Genomic DNA, 19,235 nt, shown 5'->3' with positions numbered 1-19,235 from the left:
CACTCGGTGCCTTCAGGTGGTTATGGAAGCGGCGGGGGCCATGGTCGAGTGGGCTTGATTCATCGCATGGGCGCTTGGCGCCCCGGCGTGCAAGCTTCGCAAGACGATGACGTGAAAAAATTCCGTCCGTTTCCAATTTCGTCACGTTTCAGGATTAACAACGAATCCCATGACGCTGCGCAACACACTCCTCTCCGCCCTTGGGATCTCCGTCCTGGCTGTCTCAGCACAGGCTCAGCCCGTTCAGAGCCAGTACTATGTCCCCGCGGCGGCAGCGGTGGACGAAGACGACGCCACGGGCGCCATTGCTCCCGAGCCTTCGGGAAGCGTGCCCGGCTATAATGACCCCTATGCCCGTCCCGCGACGCGCAGCGACGCGGTGCAGAGCGCGCCCATCGCGCCGCCGCCGGGCAGTGTCCAGGCCCCGTCCTATTCCGCGCCCGGCTATGCCCAGCCCGCGCCGCAGCAAGGTTACCAGCAGGGTTATTCGCAGGGCGCGCCCGTTCAGGCCGCTGCGCCCAGCAACCAGCCCATTTCGATTGCGCCCCAGGGCAGCTATGCCACGCAGGGCGCGCACGGTTCGTCCGTGCCGCAGGGCTATGCGCAGCCGCAGCCCGGCTATGCCCAGCAGCCGCAAGGCTACGTGCAGCCCCAGGCTTCCGCCGAGCCGCCGACCTCCGCGCAGCAGGACGCGTTGCGCGCGCAGGCGCTTCAGCAGGGCTATGTGCAGCCTCAGCAGGGTTATGCGCAGCCGCAGCAGGGCTACGTCCAGCCCCAGCAGGGCTACGTGCAGCCGCAGACCGCGTCTTACGGCGCCCCCGGCCAGGTTCCGGCCGGCGCCCCGCCGTCCGGCGTCTATGGCGCCAACGCCGCCGTTGTTCCCGGCACGCAGGAAGCCCCGTCCGGCCCGCGCATCGAGAACGTGGATCCGACCGAGCCGGTGCCGGATCGCTTCCGTCGCCAGACCGTCGATTACGTCACCACCCAGCCGGCCGGCACGGTGGTGATCGATACCCCGAACACCTACCTCTATCTGGTGCTGGGCGGCGGCAAGGCGATCCGCTACGGCATCGGCGTGGGCCGCGACGGCTTCACCTGGGCCGGCACCGAGAAGATCACCCGCAAGGCGGAATGGGCCGATTGGCGCCCGCCGGCGGAAATGATCACCCGTCAGCCGTATCTGCCGCGCTTCATGGCCGGCGGCCCGGGCAATCCGCTCGGCGCACGCACGCTGTATCTTGGCGGCACCGTCTATCGCATCCACGGCACCAACGAGCCGCAAACCATCGGCAAGTTCGTGTCTTCCGGCTGCTTCCGCATGCTGAATGCGGACGTGGAAGATCTGTTCGATCGGGTGAAGGTGGGCACCAAGGTGGTCATCATGCCCAAGACCGGCGGCGCGCAGGCCAATGCCGGGTCCAACTCGCAGAGCCACTGAGTCTCTCGGTCGCCTTGAATGATCTGAAGAGCGCGCCCCTCCGGCGCGCTTTTCTTTTGTGTGCGCCGTAACACCTCAAGCCTGCCGGCCGAGCCCCGCGCCGGCCGCGCGCTTCACTGAACGGGGAATGGGCATGGCCGACACCGACGACCTGACGCAGCCGCCTTCCCCCCCGATCGCCATCACCCTGCGCGATGCCGCTCCTGGCGACGAAGCGCGCTGGCGCGATCTGTGGGCGGGCTATACGGCCTTCTACGAAACCGACGTGCCGCCGGATGTCACCGCGCACACCTGGGCGCGCATCCTCGATCCCGCCTCGCCCATCTCCTGCCGCCTCGCCGAGCGCGAGGGCGAAGTGGTGGGATTCGCCATCAGCGTGCTGCATCCCGGCACCTGGGGCCACGGGCCGCGCTGCTATCTGGAAGATCTGTTCGTCGATCCGGCGGTCCGCGGCGGGGGCGTCGGCCGGGCCTTGATCCAGGATCTCGTTACGCGCGGACGGGCCGAGGGCTGGACCGAGCTTTACTGGCAAACCATGGCGAACAATTCCACGGCGCGTCGCCTCTATGATTCGTTCACGTCGGCGGATTCGTTCGTGCGTTATTGCCTGCCGCTGTCCTGAGATCGCCACCGCGCCTGCGGGGCGCACGCGCCGGCCAGGGCGCCGATCGCGGATGCGGCGGAGGAAGCGGGCTTCATCGCCGGCCAGCCCGACACGTCGATCCCGGTGAGGTCCGCAAACGCCTCCAGCTCCTGAGCCAGCAGGCCCGATATCAGCGCATGGTCCGCCTCCGAGGGATGGCAGGGCCATGTCATCTTCGGCCGCTCGCAGGCGCGCTTCGCGGCCATCGGCGGAAACCCGTTCAGGCCGAGAAAGGAGGCGACGCGCGCCAGCGTGGCGTCTTGATCTTCGGCCAAGTCCTGGGAGCGGAGGAACAACAGCTGCTCGGCGGGAAAATGCGCCAGCGCCCGTCGCACCTGGGACGCATAATAGCCCCGCTCCACATAGCTGAACTCGCGCCATGCCCGCGCCAGCGGCGCATCCGCCGGCAAGCGGGCGCGCCCCTCCCGGATGGATTCGGCAAACATCATGTGTTCCCGGCCGCCCGCATAGTTCATGCACCAATGGGACCAGGCGCGCTCGTACGGATCGCGAAACAGGACGATCAGCTGCGCCTTCGGATTATAGGCCCGGATGCGTGCCATCGCCGGCGGCCAGAATATGGAGATCGGCGTCGCCTCGAACCGCAGACGCGCGTCCGCGGGGGGAAATGCAGAGTCCAGAAGGCCGTAATCGGGCTGGCGCCAGTCGATCGTCTCGTTGTCGAAAAAATGAAGTTCTTTTCGGTTCGGGGCGGCCAGATCGGGATGCGCGCGCAAATACTCAAAAAGACTCGTGGTTCCGCCTTTTTGAACGCCGCACACGAAAGCCGAAACGATCTGAGACACCCGCACCTCCACCGTGCGCGCACAGGCGCATGACCGGCCCGCCGGCCGCCTGCATCGTTCCCGGACGACAGAAGGCGCCGCGCCGCGCGGGAGTATCTGCGGCTGCATTTGACATATCAAGCAGTGCATCCGCTTGTCCGGCGCAACCTTCGCATTGCACCGCCGAATGGGGAAGCGCTTCCTATACGAGGCTCGCCGCCACGTTCACGCCCAGCGCAATCACCGCCGCATTGAAGATGTAGGAGGCGATCTGGTGCCCGAGCACCAGCCGCCGCAGGCGGGGCGAGGGAATGGTGATGTCCGCGGTTTGCGAGGCGGTCCCGATATTGAACGAAAAATAGAGCAGATCCCAATAATCGGGCTGCGCATCGCCGGGAAATATGAGCATGGGCGAGGCATCGGGGCGGGAGGAATAATATTCCCGCGAATAATGCAGGGCATAGATGGTGTGAAGAAACAGCCAGGAGAGCAGCAAGGTGCCCACCGCCAGGTCCACCCGCTCCGGCGAGGAACTGCCCTCGGTCCCGTGGTGGCCGCTCGCCATGATGACCGCCACCAGGCTGATGCCCGCGCACAGCAGCGAGACGATCAGGATGACCGGGGCCCCCTCGTCGTCGATGCCGGCATGAATGCTCAGCATCGTCGCATCCGTGCGCACCACCAGGACGCCGACGAGGCAGAGCCACGCGAGAACGGCGATATCCCAGGAGATCAGCGCGCCCATCACGCCCTCCGCGACGCCGGTCTCGGTCAGGATGGCGAAGGTGAGGATGCCGAGCCCGAACGCGATGAACAGACGCACATGCAGCCGCACCACGCGATGGCCCACCCAGAGCCCCGCGATCTCCGCCGCCGTGCGCTCCGCTTCCATCCGTTCCCTGGCGGCCCGGCTTGAACCTTTGGTCTGTGTCATCATCGGGTTTCCGAGCTGCGGCGAATCGCGCCGATAAATTATGCTCCCCCCGACGCCATCCCATTGCGTCTTAGCATTGCACCACGGGGGCGGATATGATCGCCTGCGGACGGCTTTCCGCTGCCGGAGCACCCATCATGCCCACGAGCCTTCCCTCCCCCACCGCCAAGCTTCACATCACGGAGATCCGGGCCAGCTGGGGCTGGTTCGTCGCCCTCGGCATCGCCTTCGTGGTGCTCGGCTTCATCGCGCTCGCGCACCTGCTCACGTCCACCCTGGTGACCGCGCTTTATGTGGGCGCGCTGGTGCTGGTCGCGGGCATCGTGGAGATTCTCCACGCCTTCCGCGTGCAGAGCTGGGGGCGCTTCCTGTTCTGGATGCTGGGCGGCGTGCTCTATGTGATCGCCGGCGGCCTCATCATGTATCAGCCGCTGCTCGCGGCGGGCATCATCACCTTGATGATCGGCGTGTCGCTGGTGGTCGGCGGCGGGTTCCGCATCTTCGCCGCGATCGGCGCGCGCCCGGCGGCCGGCTGGGGATTTCTCGCCCTCTCGGGCGTGATCACCTTCCTTTTGGGCGTGATCATCATTGCCGGCTGGCCGGTGAATTCGGTATTCCTGCTGGGCCTGTTCCTGGGTATCGACCTGATCGTGAACGGCGTCACCACCGTCCTGTTCGGGGTCGCTCTGCGCCAGAAGGCGCTCTAGGACGCCACATAAGGAGAGCGGCATGGCCGCGTTGTTTTCCGGCCTTGCGCGACGCGCCTGCGGCGTCGCGCTGCTGGGCCTGTTCGCCACGCCCACCCTGGCGCAGACGACCGCCTGTCCCGCCCAGCCGCCCCAGGCGGCTCTCAGCGTGCCGCGCGCGGCGGCCACGTTCGCGCGCACCAAGGCGATCACCATCGTGGCGATCGGCTCCTCCTCCACCACCGGGGTCGGCGCCTCCGATCCCTCCCGCACCTATCCCGCGGTGCTGGAGGCGGAATTGCAGGCGCGCTTCCCCGGCACCCAGATCAAGGTGATCAACAAGGGCGGCAATGCCGAGGACGTGCCGGAGAATCTCGCCCGCTTCGACCGCGACGTCGGCGCGCTGAAGCCGGATGTGGTGCTCTGGCAGGTGGGCACAAATTATGTGCTGCGCAGCTTCGGCCTGGGCAATTTCGGCGCCCAGCTGCGCACCGGCATCGCCGGCATCCGCGCGTACGGCGCCGATCCGGTGCTGATCGATCTGCAATATTCGCCCTGGGTGAATATCGACGCCGACACGGGGCCGATGCTGAAGCTGATCGCCGAGGTCGGGCAGCAGGAGACTGTCCCGGTGATCGCCCGCTACGCCATGATGAAGGCCTGGAAGGAGCGCGACGGCGTGCCCCTGTCGCAGATGATCATCCTCGACGGCCTGCACCTGACGGACTGGAGCTATAAATGCTTCGCGCAGGCGGTGGCGGTGCGCCTTGCCGCCGGCCTTGCCCAGGCGCCGCGCCCGGCGAAGCCCGGCACGGGCGCGCCCGCAGATCCCGCGCCCGCCATGCGCTGATCCGGGACACCCTTCCGGCTCAGCCGGCCCGAAGGACGGGCCGGGTCCGATCACACGATCAGGTCGCGATACTCTTCCACGGTGGCATCGGGCGCGAGGCGATAGACGATGGGCGCGCCGGTGGCGAGTTCGCGCTTCATGATGCTCTCGGGCGTATGCCGCTCCAGCACCATCACCAGCGCCCGCAGCGAATTGCCGTGGGCCGCCACCAGGGTGCGCCGGCCGCGCAGCACGCTCGGCAGGATTTCCTGCACATAATAGGGCAGCGTCCGCGCCACCGTGTCGCGCAGGCTTTCGCCGCCCGGCGGGGGAACGTCATAGGAGCGGCGCCAGATGTGCACCTGCTCCTCGCCCCAGCGCTGGCGCGCCTCATCCTTGTTGAGGCCCGAGAGGTCGCCGTAATCCCGCTCGTTCAAAGCCTGGTCGGCGATGGTCTCGATGCCGCCGATCCCCATCTCCTCCAGCACCAGCGAGCACGTGCGCTGGGCCCGCCCGAGGGCGGACGTATAAGCCAGGTCGAAGCTCAATCCGTCGGCGGCGAGGAGGCTGCCGGCGCGCCGAGCCTCCGCGACGCCCTTCTCGGTCAGGCCCGGATCGCGCCAACCGGTGAAGAGGTTCTTGAGGTTCCACTCGCTCTGTCCGTGACGGACGAGGACGAGAAGCCGTTCCATGCACGCATTCCTTGAACGAAGAGCCCCCGGCCTGACCTTCGAGAGGGTCGCCGTATGGCCGATTGATTTGTCGGCGCGACTGATAGCACGTCCGCGCCGGCAAACTCAAAAGTCATGGTGCTGTGGCGCGATCAGAAATCCGCCAATCCAAGCACATCTGCCATGCTGTAGAGGCCGGGCTCGCGGCCCTTGGTCCAGCGGGCGGCGGTGAGCGCGCCGTGGGAGAAGATGGAGCGGTCCTCGGCCTTGTGCACCAGTTCGATGCGCTCCGCCGGGCCGGCGAAGATCACCTGATGCTCGCCGATCACCGAACCGCCGCGCAGGCTGGCGAAGCCGATGGCGCCGGCCCGGCGCGGACCGGTGACGCCGTCGCGGCCGCGCACGCCGTAATCCTCCAGATCCACCTTGCGGCCGGCCGCGGCCGCCTCGCCCAGCAGCAGCGCGGTGCCGGAAGGAGCATCCACCTTGCGGGCGTGGTGCATCTCGACGATCTCGATGTCGAATTCCTGCCCCAGCGTCGCTGCCACGCGCTTGGTCAGCGCCGCCAGCAGCGTCACGCCAAGGCTCATATTGCCGGAGCGCACGATCACCGTGCGCCGCGCGGCCGCCGCGATGGTGGAAAGATCGGAGGAGGAAAAGCCGGTGGTGCCGATGACATGGGCGATGCCGGCTTCCGCCAGCGTCTCGGCGAGCCGCACGGACGCCGACGGCGTGGTGAAATCGATCACCACGTCGGCCCCGTTCAGCACCCGCGACACATCGTTGCGCACCGTGATTCCGGAGACGCCGATGCCGGCCAGCAGGCCGGCATCTTCTCCGAGATGGGGGCTGTCGGCGTGCTCCAGCGCGCCGACCAGAGCAAATCCCTCGGTTTCAAGCACCGCGCGCAGGAGCGAACGCCCCATGCGGCCGCTGGCCCCGGTGATGACGACACGCAGATCCGACACTTGGCTTGGCTCCCCCCGGCGATCCGGGCCTTATTGTCTTATGTGGGCTGCGGGCCGCTATAGCCGGGCGCGACGATGAGGTCCACGTCCGCGGCGCCTTCCCGCAACCGCACCGCCTTCTGGTAATCGTCCGATTCGTAGCAGGCGAGCGCGGTCGGCACATCGCCGAAGGCCAGCAGAACCGTGCGCTGGCGGCCGATGCCCTCCAGCAATTCCTGCCGCCCGCCACGCGCCAGGAAGCGCGGCTTGAACGCAGCCGTGCCGCCTGCCGCCGCATAGGCGCGGTATGCGTCCTGATTGAGGATATCGAGGCCCATGATCCAATAGCCGGCGGGCGTTTCGACCGAGGACGGCGCCTCCACCGGGGGCTCGACGCCCTCCACGATCATCACGTCGGCGATGGAATAGGGCTGGCGCAGCGCGAGCGCCGCCTGATACTCGGGCGAGAAATAGCAGGCGCGGGCGGCTTCGAAGCTCTCGAATTCGATCACCACGTTGCGGCCGCGCGAAATGCCTTCCTTCGGGTGGATCTCGCCGCCCCGCACCAGGAAGTGCGCCTTGTGGGCCGCGAACGGCTCGGCATTCGCCTTGGCATATTCCGCGTACCCGACCGGATTGACCACATCGACCCGTGCGATCCAATAGCCCTTGGCCATTTCGTGCGTCCCTTCCATCCCAGCCCGCTGAGGCGCCTGCCCGCCCGCGACCATCCCACGGCACCGCCCATCTCGTCGAGGGATCAGGCGCCGGCGATTTCCTGCAAAATGGCCTGCGCGGCCGCAACCGGATCCGGTGCGGCGATGATCGGGCGGCCCACCACGATCTTGTTCGCACCCGCAGCAATGGCGGCGGCAGGGGTCGCGATGCGCTTCTGGTCGCCCACGTCCGCCCCGCTCGGGCGCACGCCGGGCGTCACGACGAGACCGTCCGGCCCCAGGATGCTGCGCACCGTCGCGGCATCGGTGGGCGCGCAGATGACCCCGGCGATGCCGGCCTCGCGGGCCTGGAGCGCGCGCAGCCGCACGGTCTGGCTTACGCCGGCGCCGTAGCCGGCGGCGGCAAGATCCGCATCGTCATAGGATGTCAGCACGGTCACCCCGAGCACCTTGAGGGCGCTGCCAGCGGCGCCTCGAGCGGCGGCGGCCAGCGTCTGGGGATAGGCGTGCACGGTGAGCAGCGTGACGCCGCGCGCGGCGGCGGCGGCGGTGGCTCGCTCCACCGTGTGGTCGATGTCGTGCAGCTTGAGATCCAGGAACACCTTCTTGCCGGCGCTGATCAGGTCGCTCGCGAGATCGAGTCCGCCGGCGATGGTGAGTTCAAGGCCGATCTTGTAGAATCCCACCGTATCGCCCAATTGCCACACCAGCGCTTCCGCCGCCGCCACATTGGGGAAGTCCAGGGCGACGATGAGCTTTTCGCGCACCGCTGCGGTCTCGGGTGTCGATCCAGATGTCATGGGGTGATGGCCTCTTCCATGGCGCGCCAGCGGTCGGGCCTGCGATCCGGCGCGGAGTGGAACCAGCAGCCCCCGCCCACCGGCGGCTGGTCATGCGCCCGGGAGATCGCATAGCCCGCGAGATGGCACAGAAGCAATGTGCCGACCCCGCCATGGCCGACGAAGATCGGCGGGGTCTGCGGCGCCTCGGCCAGCGCGGCTTCGACTTCGCGCACGATCCGCGCTTGGGCGTCGAGGGCCCGCTCCCAGCCGCGCACGCTCTCGTGCGGCTGGGCGAAGAACTGGTTGGCGACCGCCTGGAATTCGGCTTCCGCAAGATAGCCGGTGGAGGAGCGGTCGTTCTCATGCATGGCCGGGCGAACCTCGACTGGCAGGCGAAGCGCCTGCGCCAGAAGGGCAGCGGTCTCCTTGGCCTTCACTTCGTCGCTGGAGACTATGCGGCCGAACGCCAGCAGCGCCGGATCGTGGACAAAGGCGTGGGTGCGCGCGACCCCGATGTCAGACAGCCCCCATTGCGGAACCGGGAGGTTCGCATCCACCCTCACCTGGGGATGGCTGACATAGAGAAAAGGCGTCACGGCCGCCGATAGGCCCACACCCGCGCCGGGGGCAGATTCAGCCAAACCCGCGGCGAGCGCTCGCCACTGATGCGCCCGTTCTTGAGCGGCACGGGCGAGACCACGGCATAGGTGAACTGGATGAACGGCGCCCCACCCACGCACAGGTCGAACGCCTCGTTCACCATGCGGTCGCGATCCTCGGGCGAGCGGGTGAAGAGGGGCAGCGAGGAAATGGTGCCGACCGCGGGGCCCGGCAGGACCCCGTTCAGCGTCTTGCGCATTTCGTAGGCGTCACCCTGAATCACCGTGACGCCCGGATAACGACGGCGCAGAAGAGCGCAGAATTCCGGATTATACTCGATGAGAAACAGACGTTCGGGCGCGAATCCCCGTGCCAGAAGGGCCCGTGTGACCGGCCCCGTGCCGGGTCCAAGCTCGATCACCGGGCCGGGAACCGCCGGATCCAGATACCCAGCCATCATCCGGGCAAGGGCCTTGCCGGAGGGCGAAACCGCGCCGGTCTTCAAGGGATTCTGGAACCAGGACTGAAGGAACCGCAGTTCGTCATTCATGCGGGGCTTGCGCAATTCGCCGCCATGGTTTTGGGATTGCAGCATTCGCGGGCTCCGCGCCTGGACCAGATCAGTCGTCAGGCACCGCGATTAGACGGGAAAAGAGTTCCGGTCAAGGCAAGGCGCGACGGGCGGACCGGTACCCTGATAGCATCGCGCCTTGCCTCCGTAACGTCACAGACTGAGGAAGGACGTCAGTTCCGCGCGGAATTCCGGCTCGATATCGGGACGCATCAGGGCGTAAGCGACATTGGCCATCAAGAATCCGATCTTGGAGCCGCAATCATAGACCGCGCCGTCGAAGGTCACGGCGAAGAATCGCTCCCGTTCCATCAGCTTCAACATGGAGTCGGTGAGCTGGATTTCTCCGCCTGCGCCCTGCCCCTGCTTGGCCAACAGGTCAAAAATCGTCGGCTGCAAAATATATCGGCCGGAGATGGCCAGGTTCGTCGGTGCCGTTCCCCGCGCCGGCTTTTCCACCATCTGCGTAATCTCGGGCACGAAACCGGCTGCGGACGATGTCCCGACGATGCCGTATTGATGGGTCTGGTCGTCCGGCACTTCATAGACGGAAATGACGTTTCCGCCGGTATGCTCGTAGGCCTCGACCATCTTGGCGAGGCAGCCCTTGCCGTTCTTGGGCAGGTGCAGCATGTCGGGCAGCAGCAGCGCGAACGGCTCGTCGCCGATCAGGTCGCGCGCACACCACACCGCGTGGCCGAGGCCGAGCGGCAATTGCTGGCGGGTGAACGACGTGGTGCCGGCCTTCGGCGTATCGCGGTCGAGCTGTTCCAGCTCCGCCGTCTTGCCGCGATCCACCAGCGTCTTCTCCAGCTCGAACTGGCGGTCGAAATGATCCTCGATAACGGCCTTGTTGCGCCCCGTGACGAACACGATGTGCTCGATGCCGGCGGCACGCGCCTCGTCCACGACGTGCTGGACGACCGGCCGGTCGACGACGGTCAGCATTTCCTTCGGTACCGCCTTCGTGGCGGGCAGGAAGCGCGTACCAAGGCCGGCAACCGGCAGGATGGCTTTCCGCAGAGGCTTCGGCATGGAATGGGCACCGTTCAGTTTCGGGAGGGTTCGGGAGAGAATGGCATTTAACACGCAGGTCCGGCCCCCGGCAAAGCACCCAATCGTCGTCCCGCGAGGTCGCCCTCGGTCGTCTCGCCTCGGTTCTGCCGCATCGCACGTTTGCCTTTGACCGTCCTGCGCCCATGGGGGTAACGCATCCCCACAGAAATGGTTCGTGCCATGTGGACCTGGGCAACCATTGCACTGCACAATAGGGGCGAATTTCGACGGCGGCCGTGGGGGGCCATCGCGGGCAGAAGGGTGGGGATATGGCGATTCTGGTGACGGGCGGGGCGGGCTACATCGGCAGTCACATGGTGCTGGCACTGCTGGACGCGGGCGAGACGGTCGTGGTGCTGGATGATCTTTCCACCGGATTTCGCTGGGCCGTGCCCGATGCGGCTGTCTTCGTTCAAGGGGATGTCTGCGACGGCGCATTGGTGAAGCAAATCGTGGAGCAATACGGCATCGATGCCGTCATTCACTTCGCCGCGCGCATCGTGGTGCCGGATTCCGTCGCCGATCCACTCGGTTATTATCTTGCCAATACCGTGAAGACCCGCGCGCTGCTTGACGCGGTGGTGGCGGCGGGCGTGCCGCATTTCATTTTCTCCTCCACCGCTGCCGTCTACGGAATGGTGGGCACCGAGCCGGTGGACGAGGATGCGACGCTCAATCCGATTTCGCCCTATGGCCGCTCGAAGCTGATGAGCGAATGGATGATGCGCGACGCCGGCGCCGCCTTCCCGCTGCATTATGTCGCGCTGCGATATTTCAACGTGGCGGGTGCCGATCCCGAAGGGCGCTCGGGCCAATCGACCGCCGGCGCGACCCATCTCATCAAGGTCGCCTGCGAGGCGGCGCTCGGCAAGCGCGCGGGCCTGCACGTGTTCGGCACGGATTACGAGACCCCCGACGGCACCTGCCTGCGGGACTATATCCATGTGAGCGATCTCGCCGCGGCCCATCTCGACGCGCTCGCCCATTTGCGGGCCGGCGGCGAGAGCGGCATCTTCAACTGCGGCTACGGCCGGGGCTATTCGGTCCTGGAGGTGGTGGAGACGGTGAAGGCGGTGTCCGGGGTGGATTTCCCCGTCACCTATTCGCCGCGCCGGGCGGGCGATCCCGCCGCCATCGTCGCCGCGTCGGATCGCATCCAGGCACAATTGGGATGGACGCCGAAGCTCGACGACCTGCCCACCATCGTCGCCCACGCGCTCGACTGGGAGCGCAGCCTCGCCCAGCGGCAAAATATTTAGTCCCGCTTCGCCCGGCCGCACGGATAAACTTGCCCTACGTTAACCACAGAGCAACCATATGCACCGCCCATTAGCGGTCATGGAATCCGTGGGGCGACATTTGCGCGCCGCCGCAGCGAAGAGGGCAGTCATGGCGCTGAAGACAACCGGCGGAGCGCTCGCCATCGCTTTCGGCCTTTCCCTTGCGGGGCTCGCCCCCGCCGGGGCTCAGGCACAGGTGACGGGCTCGATCTTCGGATTTCCCGCCAATCCGACGCCGGAGGCCACCCGCCCCGCCAGCCATCCCCTCATGACGCCCGAGGCGATCGCCCAGGCGCAGGCCAATTTTCCCAATTGCATCGCCGGCATGTGGCCGCTCGCCCAAGCCAAGGGCGTGTCGCAGCGCGGCTTCGAGCGCTTCACCACGGGCCTCGAGCCCGACATGAAGATCATGGACTATCTCGACAGCCAGCCGGAATTCTCCCGCGCGCTGGGTGATTATGTGAACATGCTGGTGAGCGAGAAACGCATCGCCAAGGGCAAGGAGATCCTGGCGAAATACAAGCCGATCTTCGACGCCGTGGAGAAGGCCTATAAGGTCGATCGTTATGCGGTCGCCGCCATCTGGGGCATCGAAAGCGACTACGGCAATCCGAACGGCATGGGCTCGCGCTCGGTCCTGCGCTCCACTGCGACGCTCGCCTGCATCGGCCGTCGGCAGGAATATTTCCGCGACGAATTCATCGCCACCTTGCAGATCCTCGACAAAGGCGATGTCCCGGCGGACCATCTGAAGGGGTCGTGGGCGGGGGCCTTCGGGCCGACCCAGTTCATGCCCACCAGCTTCCAGCGCTTCGCGGTGGATTTCGACGGCGACGGCCATCGCAACGTGGTGGATTCCATCCCGGACGTGATCGCTTCGACCGCCAACAACCTCAAGCTCGACGGCTGGCAGTTCGGCAAGACCTGGGGCTATGAAGTCGTCCTGCCGGCGAACTTCGATTATCGCTATGTGGACCGCTCCAAGCGCTACAGCCTCACCCAATGGGCCTCGCTCGGCATCACGCGGCCGGGTGGCAAGGCGTTTCCCCGCGCCACCGACACCGCCTTTCTGCTGCTGCCCACCGGGGCCAAGGGGCCGGCCTTCCTGATGCTGCCGAACTTCAGCTCGATCCTGAGGTACAATCCGGCGGATGCCTATGCCCTCGCCATCGGCCATCTGTCGGACCGGCTGCGCGGCGGCGGGCCGTTCGTGGCCTCCTGGCCGGCGGGGGAGCGCACGCTGACCCGCGCCGAGCGCGTCGAGATGCAATCCCTGCTGCTCCAGCGCGGCTACGACATCGGCAATCCCGACGGGATTCTCGGCAACAAGACCCGCGTTGCCGTGCAGGATTTCCAGATCAAGAGCGGCATGGTGCCGGACGGCTATCCCAACGCGGACGTCCTGAACCGCTTGCGCCGCTGAACGGCGCGGGCGGAGCTCGGGCCCGCAGGCGGGTGCCGGCTTGAGGTCTCCCGCGACCGTGATTGTTACGAAACTTCACATATGAAAACGGCCCGGAAACACGCGGACATCGGCGGGCAACCGCCGGCCGCCATGGTGCCGACGGTGAAGCGGCGACCGGGTGGCGCCGCGCCGACCGGAGCCTTCGCGTGCCCGCCATCGCATTTTCCCGCCGCAGCTTGTCGCAGCTCACGCTCTCCCTGCTGATCCAATGCGTTCTCGCCGCACCGCCGGCATTGGCGCAAGCTGCCGCGCCCGCATCCGTCAAGGCGGCGCAGAAGGCCTGTCGCGCGGACGTGCAGAAGCTGTGCGCCGGTGTCCAGCCGGGCGGCGGGCGCATCGTGCAATGCCTGCAAAAACAGCCGGACCAGGTCAGCGAAGGGTGCCGCACCGCGCTTGCCGCAGCGCAAGCGAAGCGCGCCCCGTAGCGGGCCACGATCTCCCGCCAGAGCCGGACGACCTGACGCGCTCGACTTCCGAGCCTGCCTCGCGTATCCGCAACGGGTCGGCGCCGCCTTCCCCGAACGGGGTTTCCCTCGGCGCGCCGGCTCTGCGAAGGAGAGGTTGAGGATGCGCACGCTGTCCGCTTCCGTTGCGGCCCTCGCCGTCGGCGCCACCCTGTTCGCCACGGCGGCCCGCGCCCAGCAGGGCGAGATCAGGATCGGCGAGATCAATTCCTATTCCACCTTGCCCGCCTTCACCGAGCCCTACCGCAAGGGCTGGCAGCTGGCGGTCGAGGAGGTAAATGCGAGCGGCGGCCTGCTCGGCAAGAAGCTGGTGGTGATCTCGAAGGACGATGCCGGCAAGCCCGCCGACGCGGTCACCGCCGCCAACGAGCTGGTCTCCTCCGACCAAGTGGCGATGCTGGCCGGCACCTTCTTTTCCCACATCGGCCTTGCGGTCGCCGATTACGCCAAGCAGAAGAAGGTGTTTTTCCTCGCCGCCGAGCCGCTCACCGACGCCATCACCTGGGACAAGGGCAACGCTTATACCTTCCGCCTGCGCCCCTCCAACTACATGCAGGCGGCCATGCTGGCGGAAGAGGCGGCCAAGCTGCCGGCCAAGCGCTGGGCCACCATCGCGCCGAACTATGAATACGGCCAGTCCGCCGTCGCGGTGTTCAAGAAGCTGCTGTCGGCCAAGCGGCCGGACGTGGAATGGGTGGCCGAGCAATGGCCGCCCCAGGGCAAGATCGACGCCGGCCCGGTGGTGCAAGCCATCGCCGCCGCCAAGCCGGACGCGATCCTGAACGTCACCTTCGGCCCGGATCTCGCCAAGCTGGTCCGCGAGGGCAATACCCGCGGCCTGTTCAAGGATCGCACCGTGGTGAGCTTTCTCACCGGCGAGCCGGAATATCTCGATCCGCTCAAGGACGAGGCGCCGGAAGGCTGGATCGTCACCGGCTATCCCTGGTACGCGATCCAGAGCCCCGCGCATGACGCCTTCTTGAAGGCCTACCGGGCGAAGTTCAACGATTATCCCCGCCTCGGCTCGGTGGTGGGCTATTCCACCATCAAGGCCGCCGCCGCCATCATCGCAAAGGCCGGCTCCACGGACACCGACAAGCTGATCGCCGCCGCCGAGGGCATCTCCCTCGTCAGCCCGTTCGGGCCGATCGTGTTCCGCAAGGGGGATCACCAGTCGACCCTCGGCGCCTTCGTGGGCAAGACCCGGATTCAGGACGGCCAGGGGCGGATGGTGGACTTCGTCTATCGCGACGGCGCCGCCTATCTGCCGAGCGAGGAGGAGGCCGCAAAGCTGCGGCCGGCGCAATAGGTCTTACGCGCCAAGTCTTACGCGCCAAGTCTTACGCGCCAAGTCTTACGCGCCTGCCCGCCTCCTCTCCCGAGAAGGAAAAGGTTGGGGAGCGGGGGCAGCTCTCGGACGCGGCGTGGCGCCCCTCACCCACCCGTCAAGCGGCCGAGCTTTCCCCTCGGGGAAAGATGACGGACGATCCTGTTGAACCAAGGCGTGGAGACGAGGCTTTTGGATTTCATCGTCGCCCAGTTCCTGACCGGCCTCGCCAGCGCTTCCTCGCTGTTCCTGGTGGCGAGCGGGCTTTCGATCATCTTCGGCGTTACGCGCATCGTGAATTTCGCCCACGGCGCCTTTTACATGCTGGGCGCCTATGTGGCCTACAGCCTCACGGAGCGGTTTTCCGGGGCGCTGGGCTTCTGGGCGGCCCTGATGTGCGCCGCCGCCGTCGTGGCCTTGCTCGGCGTGGCGATGGAAATCCTTCTCCTGCGGCGCATCTACCGCGCGCCGGAGCTGTTTCAATTGCTCGCCACCTTCGGCGTGACGCTGATGGTGCAGGATCTGGTGGTGCTGATCTTCGGGCCGGAAGACCTGCTCGGCCCGCGTGCGCCGGGCCTGAAGGGCGCGGTCGATATCCTCGGCCAGGCGATCCCGGCCTACGATCTGTTCCTCGTGGTGCTCGGCCCCTTGGTGCTCGGCGCGATCTGGCTGGCCTTCCACACCACCCGCTGGGGCATTCTGGTCCGTGCGGCGACCCAGGACCGCGACATGGTCGCCGCGCTCGGCGTGAACCAGAAATGGCTGTTCACCTCGGTGTTCGCCCTGGGCGTGTTTCTCGCGGCGTTGGGCGGTGCGCTGCAATTGCCGCGCGAGGCGGTGAACCATTCCATGGACCTGAAGGTCATCGTCGAGGTGTTCGTGGTGGTGGTGATCGGCGGGCTGGGCAGCGTGACGGGGGCGTTCCTCGCCGCCGTCCTGGTGTGCGAGCTGAATGCCTTCGGCATCCTCATCCTGCCCCAGGTGTCGCTGGTGCTGGTGTTCGCGGTGATGGCGCTGGTGCTGGTGGTGCGGCCCTATGGCCTGCTCGGCCGGGCCGAGGGCGCCGCGCGGCCCGCCATCGGAACCTTCATGATCCCATGGCGGGTGCTCACCGCTCGCGAGCGCGCGGCGGCGGCCGGCCTCGTGCTGTTCGCCGCCCTGCTGCCGCTCGGCGCCGGCGCCTATATGCTCAGCGTCGCCGCCGAGATCGCGATCTTCGTCCTGTTCGCCGCGAGCCTGCATTTTCTGATGGGCGCCGGCGGTCTGCCCTCCTTCGGGCATGCCGCCTATTTCGGCCTCGGCGCCTATGGCGCGGCATTCGCCCTGAAGCTCGCCGGACTTTCCATGGCGGGGGCGATCCTGCTCGGCCCGCTGCTGGGCCTTGCCGGAGCGGTGATGTTCGGCTGGTTTTGCGTGCGCCTGTCGGGCGTCTATTCCGCCATGCTGACCCTGGCATTCGCGCAAATAGCCTGGGCGGTCGCTTTCCAATGGGGGGAGGTGACCGGCGGCGACAACGGCCTGCTGGGCATCTGGCCGCAGGGGTTCGCGTCCACCCCCGCCGGCTTCTATTGGCTTGCCCTCGCCCTGGCCACGCTGGGTGTGCTGGCCCTGCGTACCCTCATCTTCTCGCCTTTCGGCTACGCCCTTCGGGCGGCGCGCGACAATGCCGCGCGGGCCGAGGCGCTGGGCATCGACCGCCACCGCATCCAATGGGCGGCGTTCGCCCTGGCCGGCCTGTTTGCGGCTGTCGCCGGAGCCTTGTTCGCCTTTCTGAAAGGCAGCGTCTTTCCCGATACGCTGGGCATTCCCCTCTCGGTCGACGCGCTCGCCATGGTGCTGTTGGGCGGGGTGGAGACGATCTCCGGCGGGGTGATCGGCGCCATCGCCTATAAGCTGCTGTCCGTCTGGCTGATGAGCGAGACCGAATATTCGAAGCTGGTGCTGGGCGCGGTGATCGTGACGCTGACGGTGGCCTTTCCCTCTGGAATCGGCGGCGCGTTCACGCGCCTGCGGGACCGCCTCGGCGGAGCCGCCGCATGAGCCCGCCACTGCTGGAAGCCGATGGCCTGGCGAAGAGCTACGGCGGCGTCGCGGCGGTCCGCGGGGTCTCCTTCTCCCTCGCGGCCGGCGAGATCCTCGCCCTCATCGGCCCCAATGGCGCGGGGAAAAGTACCTGCTTCGGCCTGCTGGGCGGGCAGGCGAAGCCCGATGCCGGTACGGTGCGCCTCGCCGGGCGGGACATCACGGGCGCGCCGCCGCGCCGGCTGTTCCGCCTCGGGGTCGGGCGCACGTTCCAGATCGCCGCCACCTTCGCCTCCATGAGTGTGCGGGAGAACGTGACGGTGGCCCTATTGTCGCACCATCGCGCGCTCGCCCGCCCCTTCGGGCTTGCGGGCGATCGCCATCATGCGGAATCCGACACCCTGCTGGACCTTGTGGGCCTCGCGGACCAGGCCGGGCGCGCGAGCGGGGAACTGGCCTATGGCGATATCAAGCGCCTGGAACTCGCGCTTGCCCTCGCCAATGCGCCCCGCGTGCTGCTGATGGACGAGCCGACCGCCGGCATGGCCAGCGGCGAGCGGATCGCGCTCATGCGCCTCGTGGCGCGGCTCGCCCGCGAGCGGAACATGGGCATCCTGTTCACCGAGCACGACATGGATGTCGTCTTCGAACATGCCGACCGCGTGCTGGTGCTGGATCGCGGCTCGCTGATCGCACAGGGCTCGCCCGACGCGATCCGGGCCGACGAACAGGTGCGCGCCATTTATCTCGGCACCGGCCTGACCTTCGCGGGGACTGCGGATGCTTGACATCGCCCGCCTCGACGCCTTCTACGGCCGCGCGCAGATCCTGCATGAGGTGGCATTGCGCGTCGGCACCGGCGAAGCGCTGGCCCTGCTCGGCCGCAACGGGGCGGGAAAATCCACCACGCTGCGCGCCGTCATGGCGCAGGGGCCGCGCCGCACCGGCTTGATCCGCTTTCTGGGTAGCGATGTCGCGCGCCTTCAGACGCACGAACTGGTGCAGGCGGGCATCGGCTATGTGCCGGAGGACCGCCGCATCTTCACCGACCTGACCGTGATGGAAAACCTTGAGGTGGGCCGCCGCCCGGCCCGCCCCGGCCATGCGCCCTGGACCGTCGAGCGCCTGTTCGCGCTCTTCCCGAATCTTGCGGAAATGCGCGGGCGCCGCGGCGGGCAGATGAGCGGCGGCGAACAGCAGATGCTCACCCTCGCCCGCACGCTGATGGGCAATCCGCTGCTGCTCCTGCTGGATGAACCCTCCGAGGGCTTGGCGCCCCGCATCGTCGAGCACATCGCGCTGGCGGTCATGGCCTTGAAGGCCGAAGGGCTTTCGATCCTGCTCTGCGAACAGAACCTGCACTTCGCGCGGCACATCTGCGACCGCGCCCTGGTGATGGCGCGCGGCCGCATCATGTTCGAGGGCAGCTTCGCGGCCCTGGAAGCCGACCCCGCGCGCCGCGACGCCTTGCTCTCGGTCTGAGGCGCGGCGCCTATTTGGCCGGAGGCGCGAAGGACTGGTTGCTGAAGGGCGAGGACGTCGGCACCTGCACCACGATGAACCCGCGTCCGATGGACTGATGGCAGGCATTGCAGGCGTTGGTCATATCGTTGAACGCGGTGGCGAACTTCGGCCCGTTCTTCTGCTGGATCGCCTCGCCGATGAGCCGGGCGGGCTCGGTCATCGAACTCATGTCGGCGACCGGGATGCCCGGATAGAGGGTCAGCGCATCCTGGAAGCTCGCCCGCATCTGGCCGAGTTCATAGTCCGCGAGTTCCCAGTTTCCAAGGCGCCCCGCGAACCACAGCTTGAAGTGCCGAAGCTGCATGGTCTCCATGATATCGCCGAGATGGGGAATATAGGAGTCATGCTTCTGGGACGGCGCGTTTACCTGCGTAAAGGCGGCAAAAGGCATGAAGGCGAGCCCGCCGACAACGGCGGCGGCGAACAGGGAACGAGCTGTCCATTTCGAAACCATGGGATTTCTCCGCGGATCGTAAACGCGCGCCAAAGTCTGGCGATGCAGTCTAGTCCCCGTGGAGGTATCGCTATTGATCG

The 19,235-nt window shown here is 67.1% G+C and carries 21 protein-coding genes; 11 read left to right on the top strand and 10 right to left on the bottom strand.

All coding sequences use genetic code 11. From position 1 onward, the window contains the following. The first annotated feature begins 277 nt into the window (after positions 1-277). Both V5F84_RS06230 and V5F84_RS06225 read left to right on the top strand, forming a co-directional pair. Positions 278-1,438: a L,D-transpeptidase gene (locus V5F84_RS06230; protein ID WP_394042300.1), complete on the top strand. Its 1,161-nt coding sequence runs from the start codon at positions 278-280 to the stop codon at positions 1,436-1,438. Between the two features lie 133 nt (positions 1,439-1,571). Further along, on the top strand, positions 1,572-2,060 hold the full coding sequence (locus V5F84_RS06225) for a GNAT family N-acetyltransferase (RefSeq protein WP_394042302.1): 489 nt from the start codon (positions 1,572-1,574) through the stop codon (positions 2,058-2,060). Here V5F84_RS06225 and V5F84_RS06220 read toward each other — a convergent pair. Both V5F84_RS06220 and V5F84_RS06215 read right to left on the bottom strand, forming a co-directional pair. Then, positions 2,039-3,016 carry a sulfotransferase domain-containing protein gene (locus V5F84_RS06220; RefSeq protein ID WP_509277170.1) on the bottom strand — a complete coding sequence of 326 codons (978 nt, stop codon included), beginning with the start codon at positions 3,014-3,016 and terminating at the stop codon, positions 2,039-2,041. The genes V5F84_RS06225 and V5F84_RS06220 overlap by 22 nt on opposite strands. A gap of 52 nt (positions 3,017-3,068) precedes the next feature. After that, a complete protein-coding gene (locus tag V5F84_RS06215) occupies positions 3,069-3,800 on the bottom strand; it encodes a DUF1345 domain-containing protein (RefSeq protein ID WP_394042305.1) in 732 nt (243 codons plus the stop codon). Between the two features lie 137 nt (positions 3,801-3,937). On the opposite strand from V5F84_RS06215, the gene V5F84_RS06210 reads away from it, so the two are divergent. Together V5F84_RS06210 and V5F84_RS06205 are read left to right on the top strand one after the other, a co-directional pair. After that, positions 3,938-4,507 carry an HdeD family acid-resistance protein gene (locus V5F84_RS06210; protein ID WP_394042306.1) on the top strand — a complete coding sequence of 190 codons (570 nt, stop codon included), beginning with the start codon at positions 3,938-3,940 and terminating at the stop codon, positions 4,505-4,507. Positions 4,508-4,529: 22 nt separating this feature from the next. Then, complete coding sequence (locus tag V5F84_RS06205; RefSeq protein WP_394042307.1) at positions 4,530-5,336, top strand: SGNH/GDSL hydrolase family protein; 807 nt, start codon at positions 4,530-4,532, stop codon at positions 5,334-5,336. 50 nt (positions 5,337-5,386) lie between these two features. On the opposite strand, the gene V5F84_RS06200 is transcribed toward V5F84_RS06205, so the two are convergent. From V5F84_RS06200 to galU, 7 genes are all read right to left on the bottom strand, one after another. Further along, a complete protein-coding gene (locus V5F84_RS06200; protein ID WP_394042309.1) occupies positions 5,387-6,007 on the bottom strand; it encodes a 2,3-bisphosphoglycerate-dependent phosphoglycerate mutase in 621 nt (206 codons plus the stop codon). A 131-nt stretch (positions 6,008-6,138) separates the two neighbouring features. Continuing rightward, positions 6,139-6,954: a 4-hydroxy-tetrahydrodipicolinate reductase gene (gene dapB / locus V5F84_RS06195; protein ID WP_394042310.1), complete on the bottom strand. Its 816-nt coding sequence runs from the start codon at positions 6,952-6,954 to the stop codon at positions 6,139-6,141. A 38-nt stretch (positions 6,955-6,992) separates the two neighbouring features. Continuing rightward, positions 6,993-7,610 (bottom strand): DUF1330 domain-containing protein, encoded by a 618-nt coding sequence (locus V5F84_RS06190; RefSeq protein ID WP_394042311.1) that lies wholly within the window; start codon positions 7,608-7,610, stop codon positions 6,993-6,995. Between the two features lie 83 nt (positions 7,611-7,693). Further along, positions 7,694-8,410, bottom strand: coding sequence for an orotidine-5'-phosphate decarboxylase (pyrF, locus tag V5F84_RS06185; protein WP_394042312.1), 717 nt, complete (start codon positions 8,408-8,410; stop codon positions 7,694-7,696). Continuing rightward, entirely contained in the window at positions 8,407-8,988 is a 582-nt protein-coding gene (locus tag V5F84_RS06180; protein WP_394042313.1) for a histidine phosphatase family protein, read from the bottom strand. Before V5F84_RS06180 ends, pyrF begins: the two co-directional genes overlap by 4 nt. After that, positions 8,985-9,587 carry a class I SAM-dependent methyltransferase gene (locus V5F84_RS06175; protein WP_394042314.1) on the bottom strand — a complete coding sequence of 201 codons (603 nt, stop codon included), beginning with the start codon at positions 9,585-9,587 and terminating at the stop codon, positions 8,985-8,987. Before V5F84_RS06175 ends, V5F84_RS06180 begins: the two co-directional genes overlap by 4 nt. A 129-nt stretch (positions 9,588-9,716) precedes the next feature. Next, entirely contained in the window at positions 9,717-10,598 is an 882-nt protein-coding gene (galU, locus tag V5F84_RS06170) for a UTP--glucose-1-phosphate uridylyltransferase GalU (RefSeq protein WP_394042315.1), read from the bottom strand. Between the two features lie 290 nt (positions 10,599-10,888). On the opposite strand from galU, the gene galE reads away from it, so the two are divergent. The 7 genes from galE to V5F84_RS06135 all read left to right on the top strand — a co-directional run bounded on the left by galE (position 10,889) and on the right by V5F84_RS06135 (position 18,659). Continuing rightward, complete coding sequence (gene galE / locus V5F84_RS06165) at positions 10,889-11,878, top strand: UDP-glucose 4-epimerase GalE (protein WP_394042316.1); 990 nt, start codon at positions 10,889-10,891, stop codon at positions 11,876-11,878. Between the two features lie 130 nt (positions 11,879-12,008). Further along, entirely contained in the window at positions 12,009-13,322 is a 1,314-nt protein-coding gene (locus V5F84_RS06160; protein ID WP_394042317.1) for a lytic murein transglycosylase, read from the top strand. A gap of 188 nt (positions 13,323-13,510) precedes the next feature. Next, a complete protein-coding gene (locus V5F84_RS06155; RefSeq protein WP_394042319.1) occupies positions 13,511-13,789 on the top strand; it encodes a cysteine rich repeat-containing protein in 279 nt (92 codons plus the stop codon). A 142-nt stretch (positions 13,790-13,931) separates the two neighbouring features. Beyond that, positions 13,932-15,137 carry an ABC transporter substrate-binding protein gene (locus tag V5F84_RS06150; RefSeq protein WP_394042320.1) on the top strand — a complete coding sequence of 402 codons (1,206 nt, stop codon included), beginning with the start codon at positions 13,932-13,934 and terminating at the stop codon, positions 15,135-15,137. A gap of 210 nt (positions 15,138-15,347) precedes the next feature. Next, positions 15,348-17,195 (top strand): ABC transporter permease, encoded by a 1,848-nt coding sequence (locus V5F84_RS06145; protein ID WP_394042321.1) that lies wholly within the window; start codon positions 15,348-15,350, stop codon positions 17,193-17,195. Continuing rightward, entirely contained in the window at positions 17,192-17,965 is a 774-nt protein-coding gene (locus V5F84_RS06140; RefSeq protein WP_394042322.1) for an ABC transporter ATP-binding protein, read from the top strand. The genes V5F84_RS06145 and V5F84_RS06140 overlap by 4 nt, the downstream gene beginning before the upstream one ends. Further along, positions 17,958-18,659 carry an ABC transporter ATP-binding protein gene (locus V5F84_RS06135; RefSeq protein WP_394042323.1) on the top strand — a complete coding sequence of 234 codons (702 nt, stop codon included), beginning with the start codon at positions 17,958-17,960 and terminating at the stop codon, positions 18,657-18,659. The genes V5F84_RS06140 and V5F84_RS06135 overlap by 8 nt, the downstream gene beginning before the upstream one ends. Before the next feature lie 10 nt (positions 18,660-18,669). Here V5F84_RS06135 and V5F84_RS06130 read toward each other — a convergent pair whose 3' ends face one another. Beyond that, positions 18,670-19,155 (bottom strand): hypothetical protein, encoded by a 486-nt coding sequence (locus V5F84_RS06130; protein ID WP_394042324.1) that lies wholly within the window; start codon positions 19,153-19,155, stop codon positions 18,670-18,672. Positions 19,156-19,235: the final 80 nt, after the last annotated feature.

Source organism: Roseixanthobacter liquoris, from assembly GCF_043195135.2.
Taxonomy (GTDB): domain Bacteria; phylum Pseudomonadota; class Alphaproteobacteria; order Rhizobiales; family Xanthobacteraceae; genus NCEH01.
Note: the sequence above shows the minus strand (reverse complement) of the source record. Positions and strands in the feature narration are given on the sequence as shown.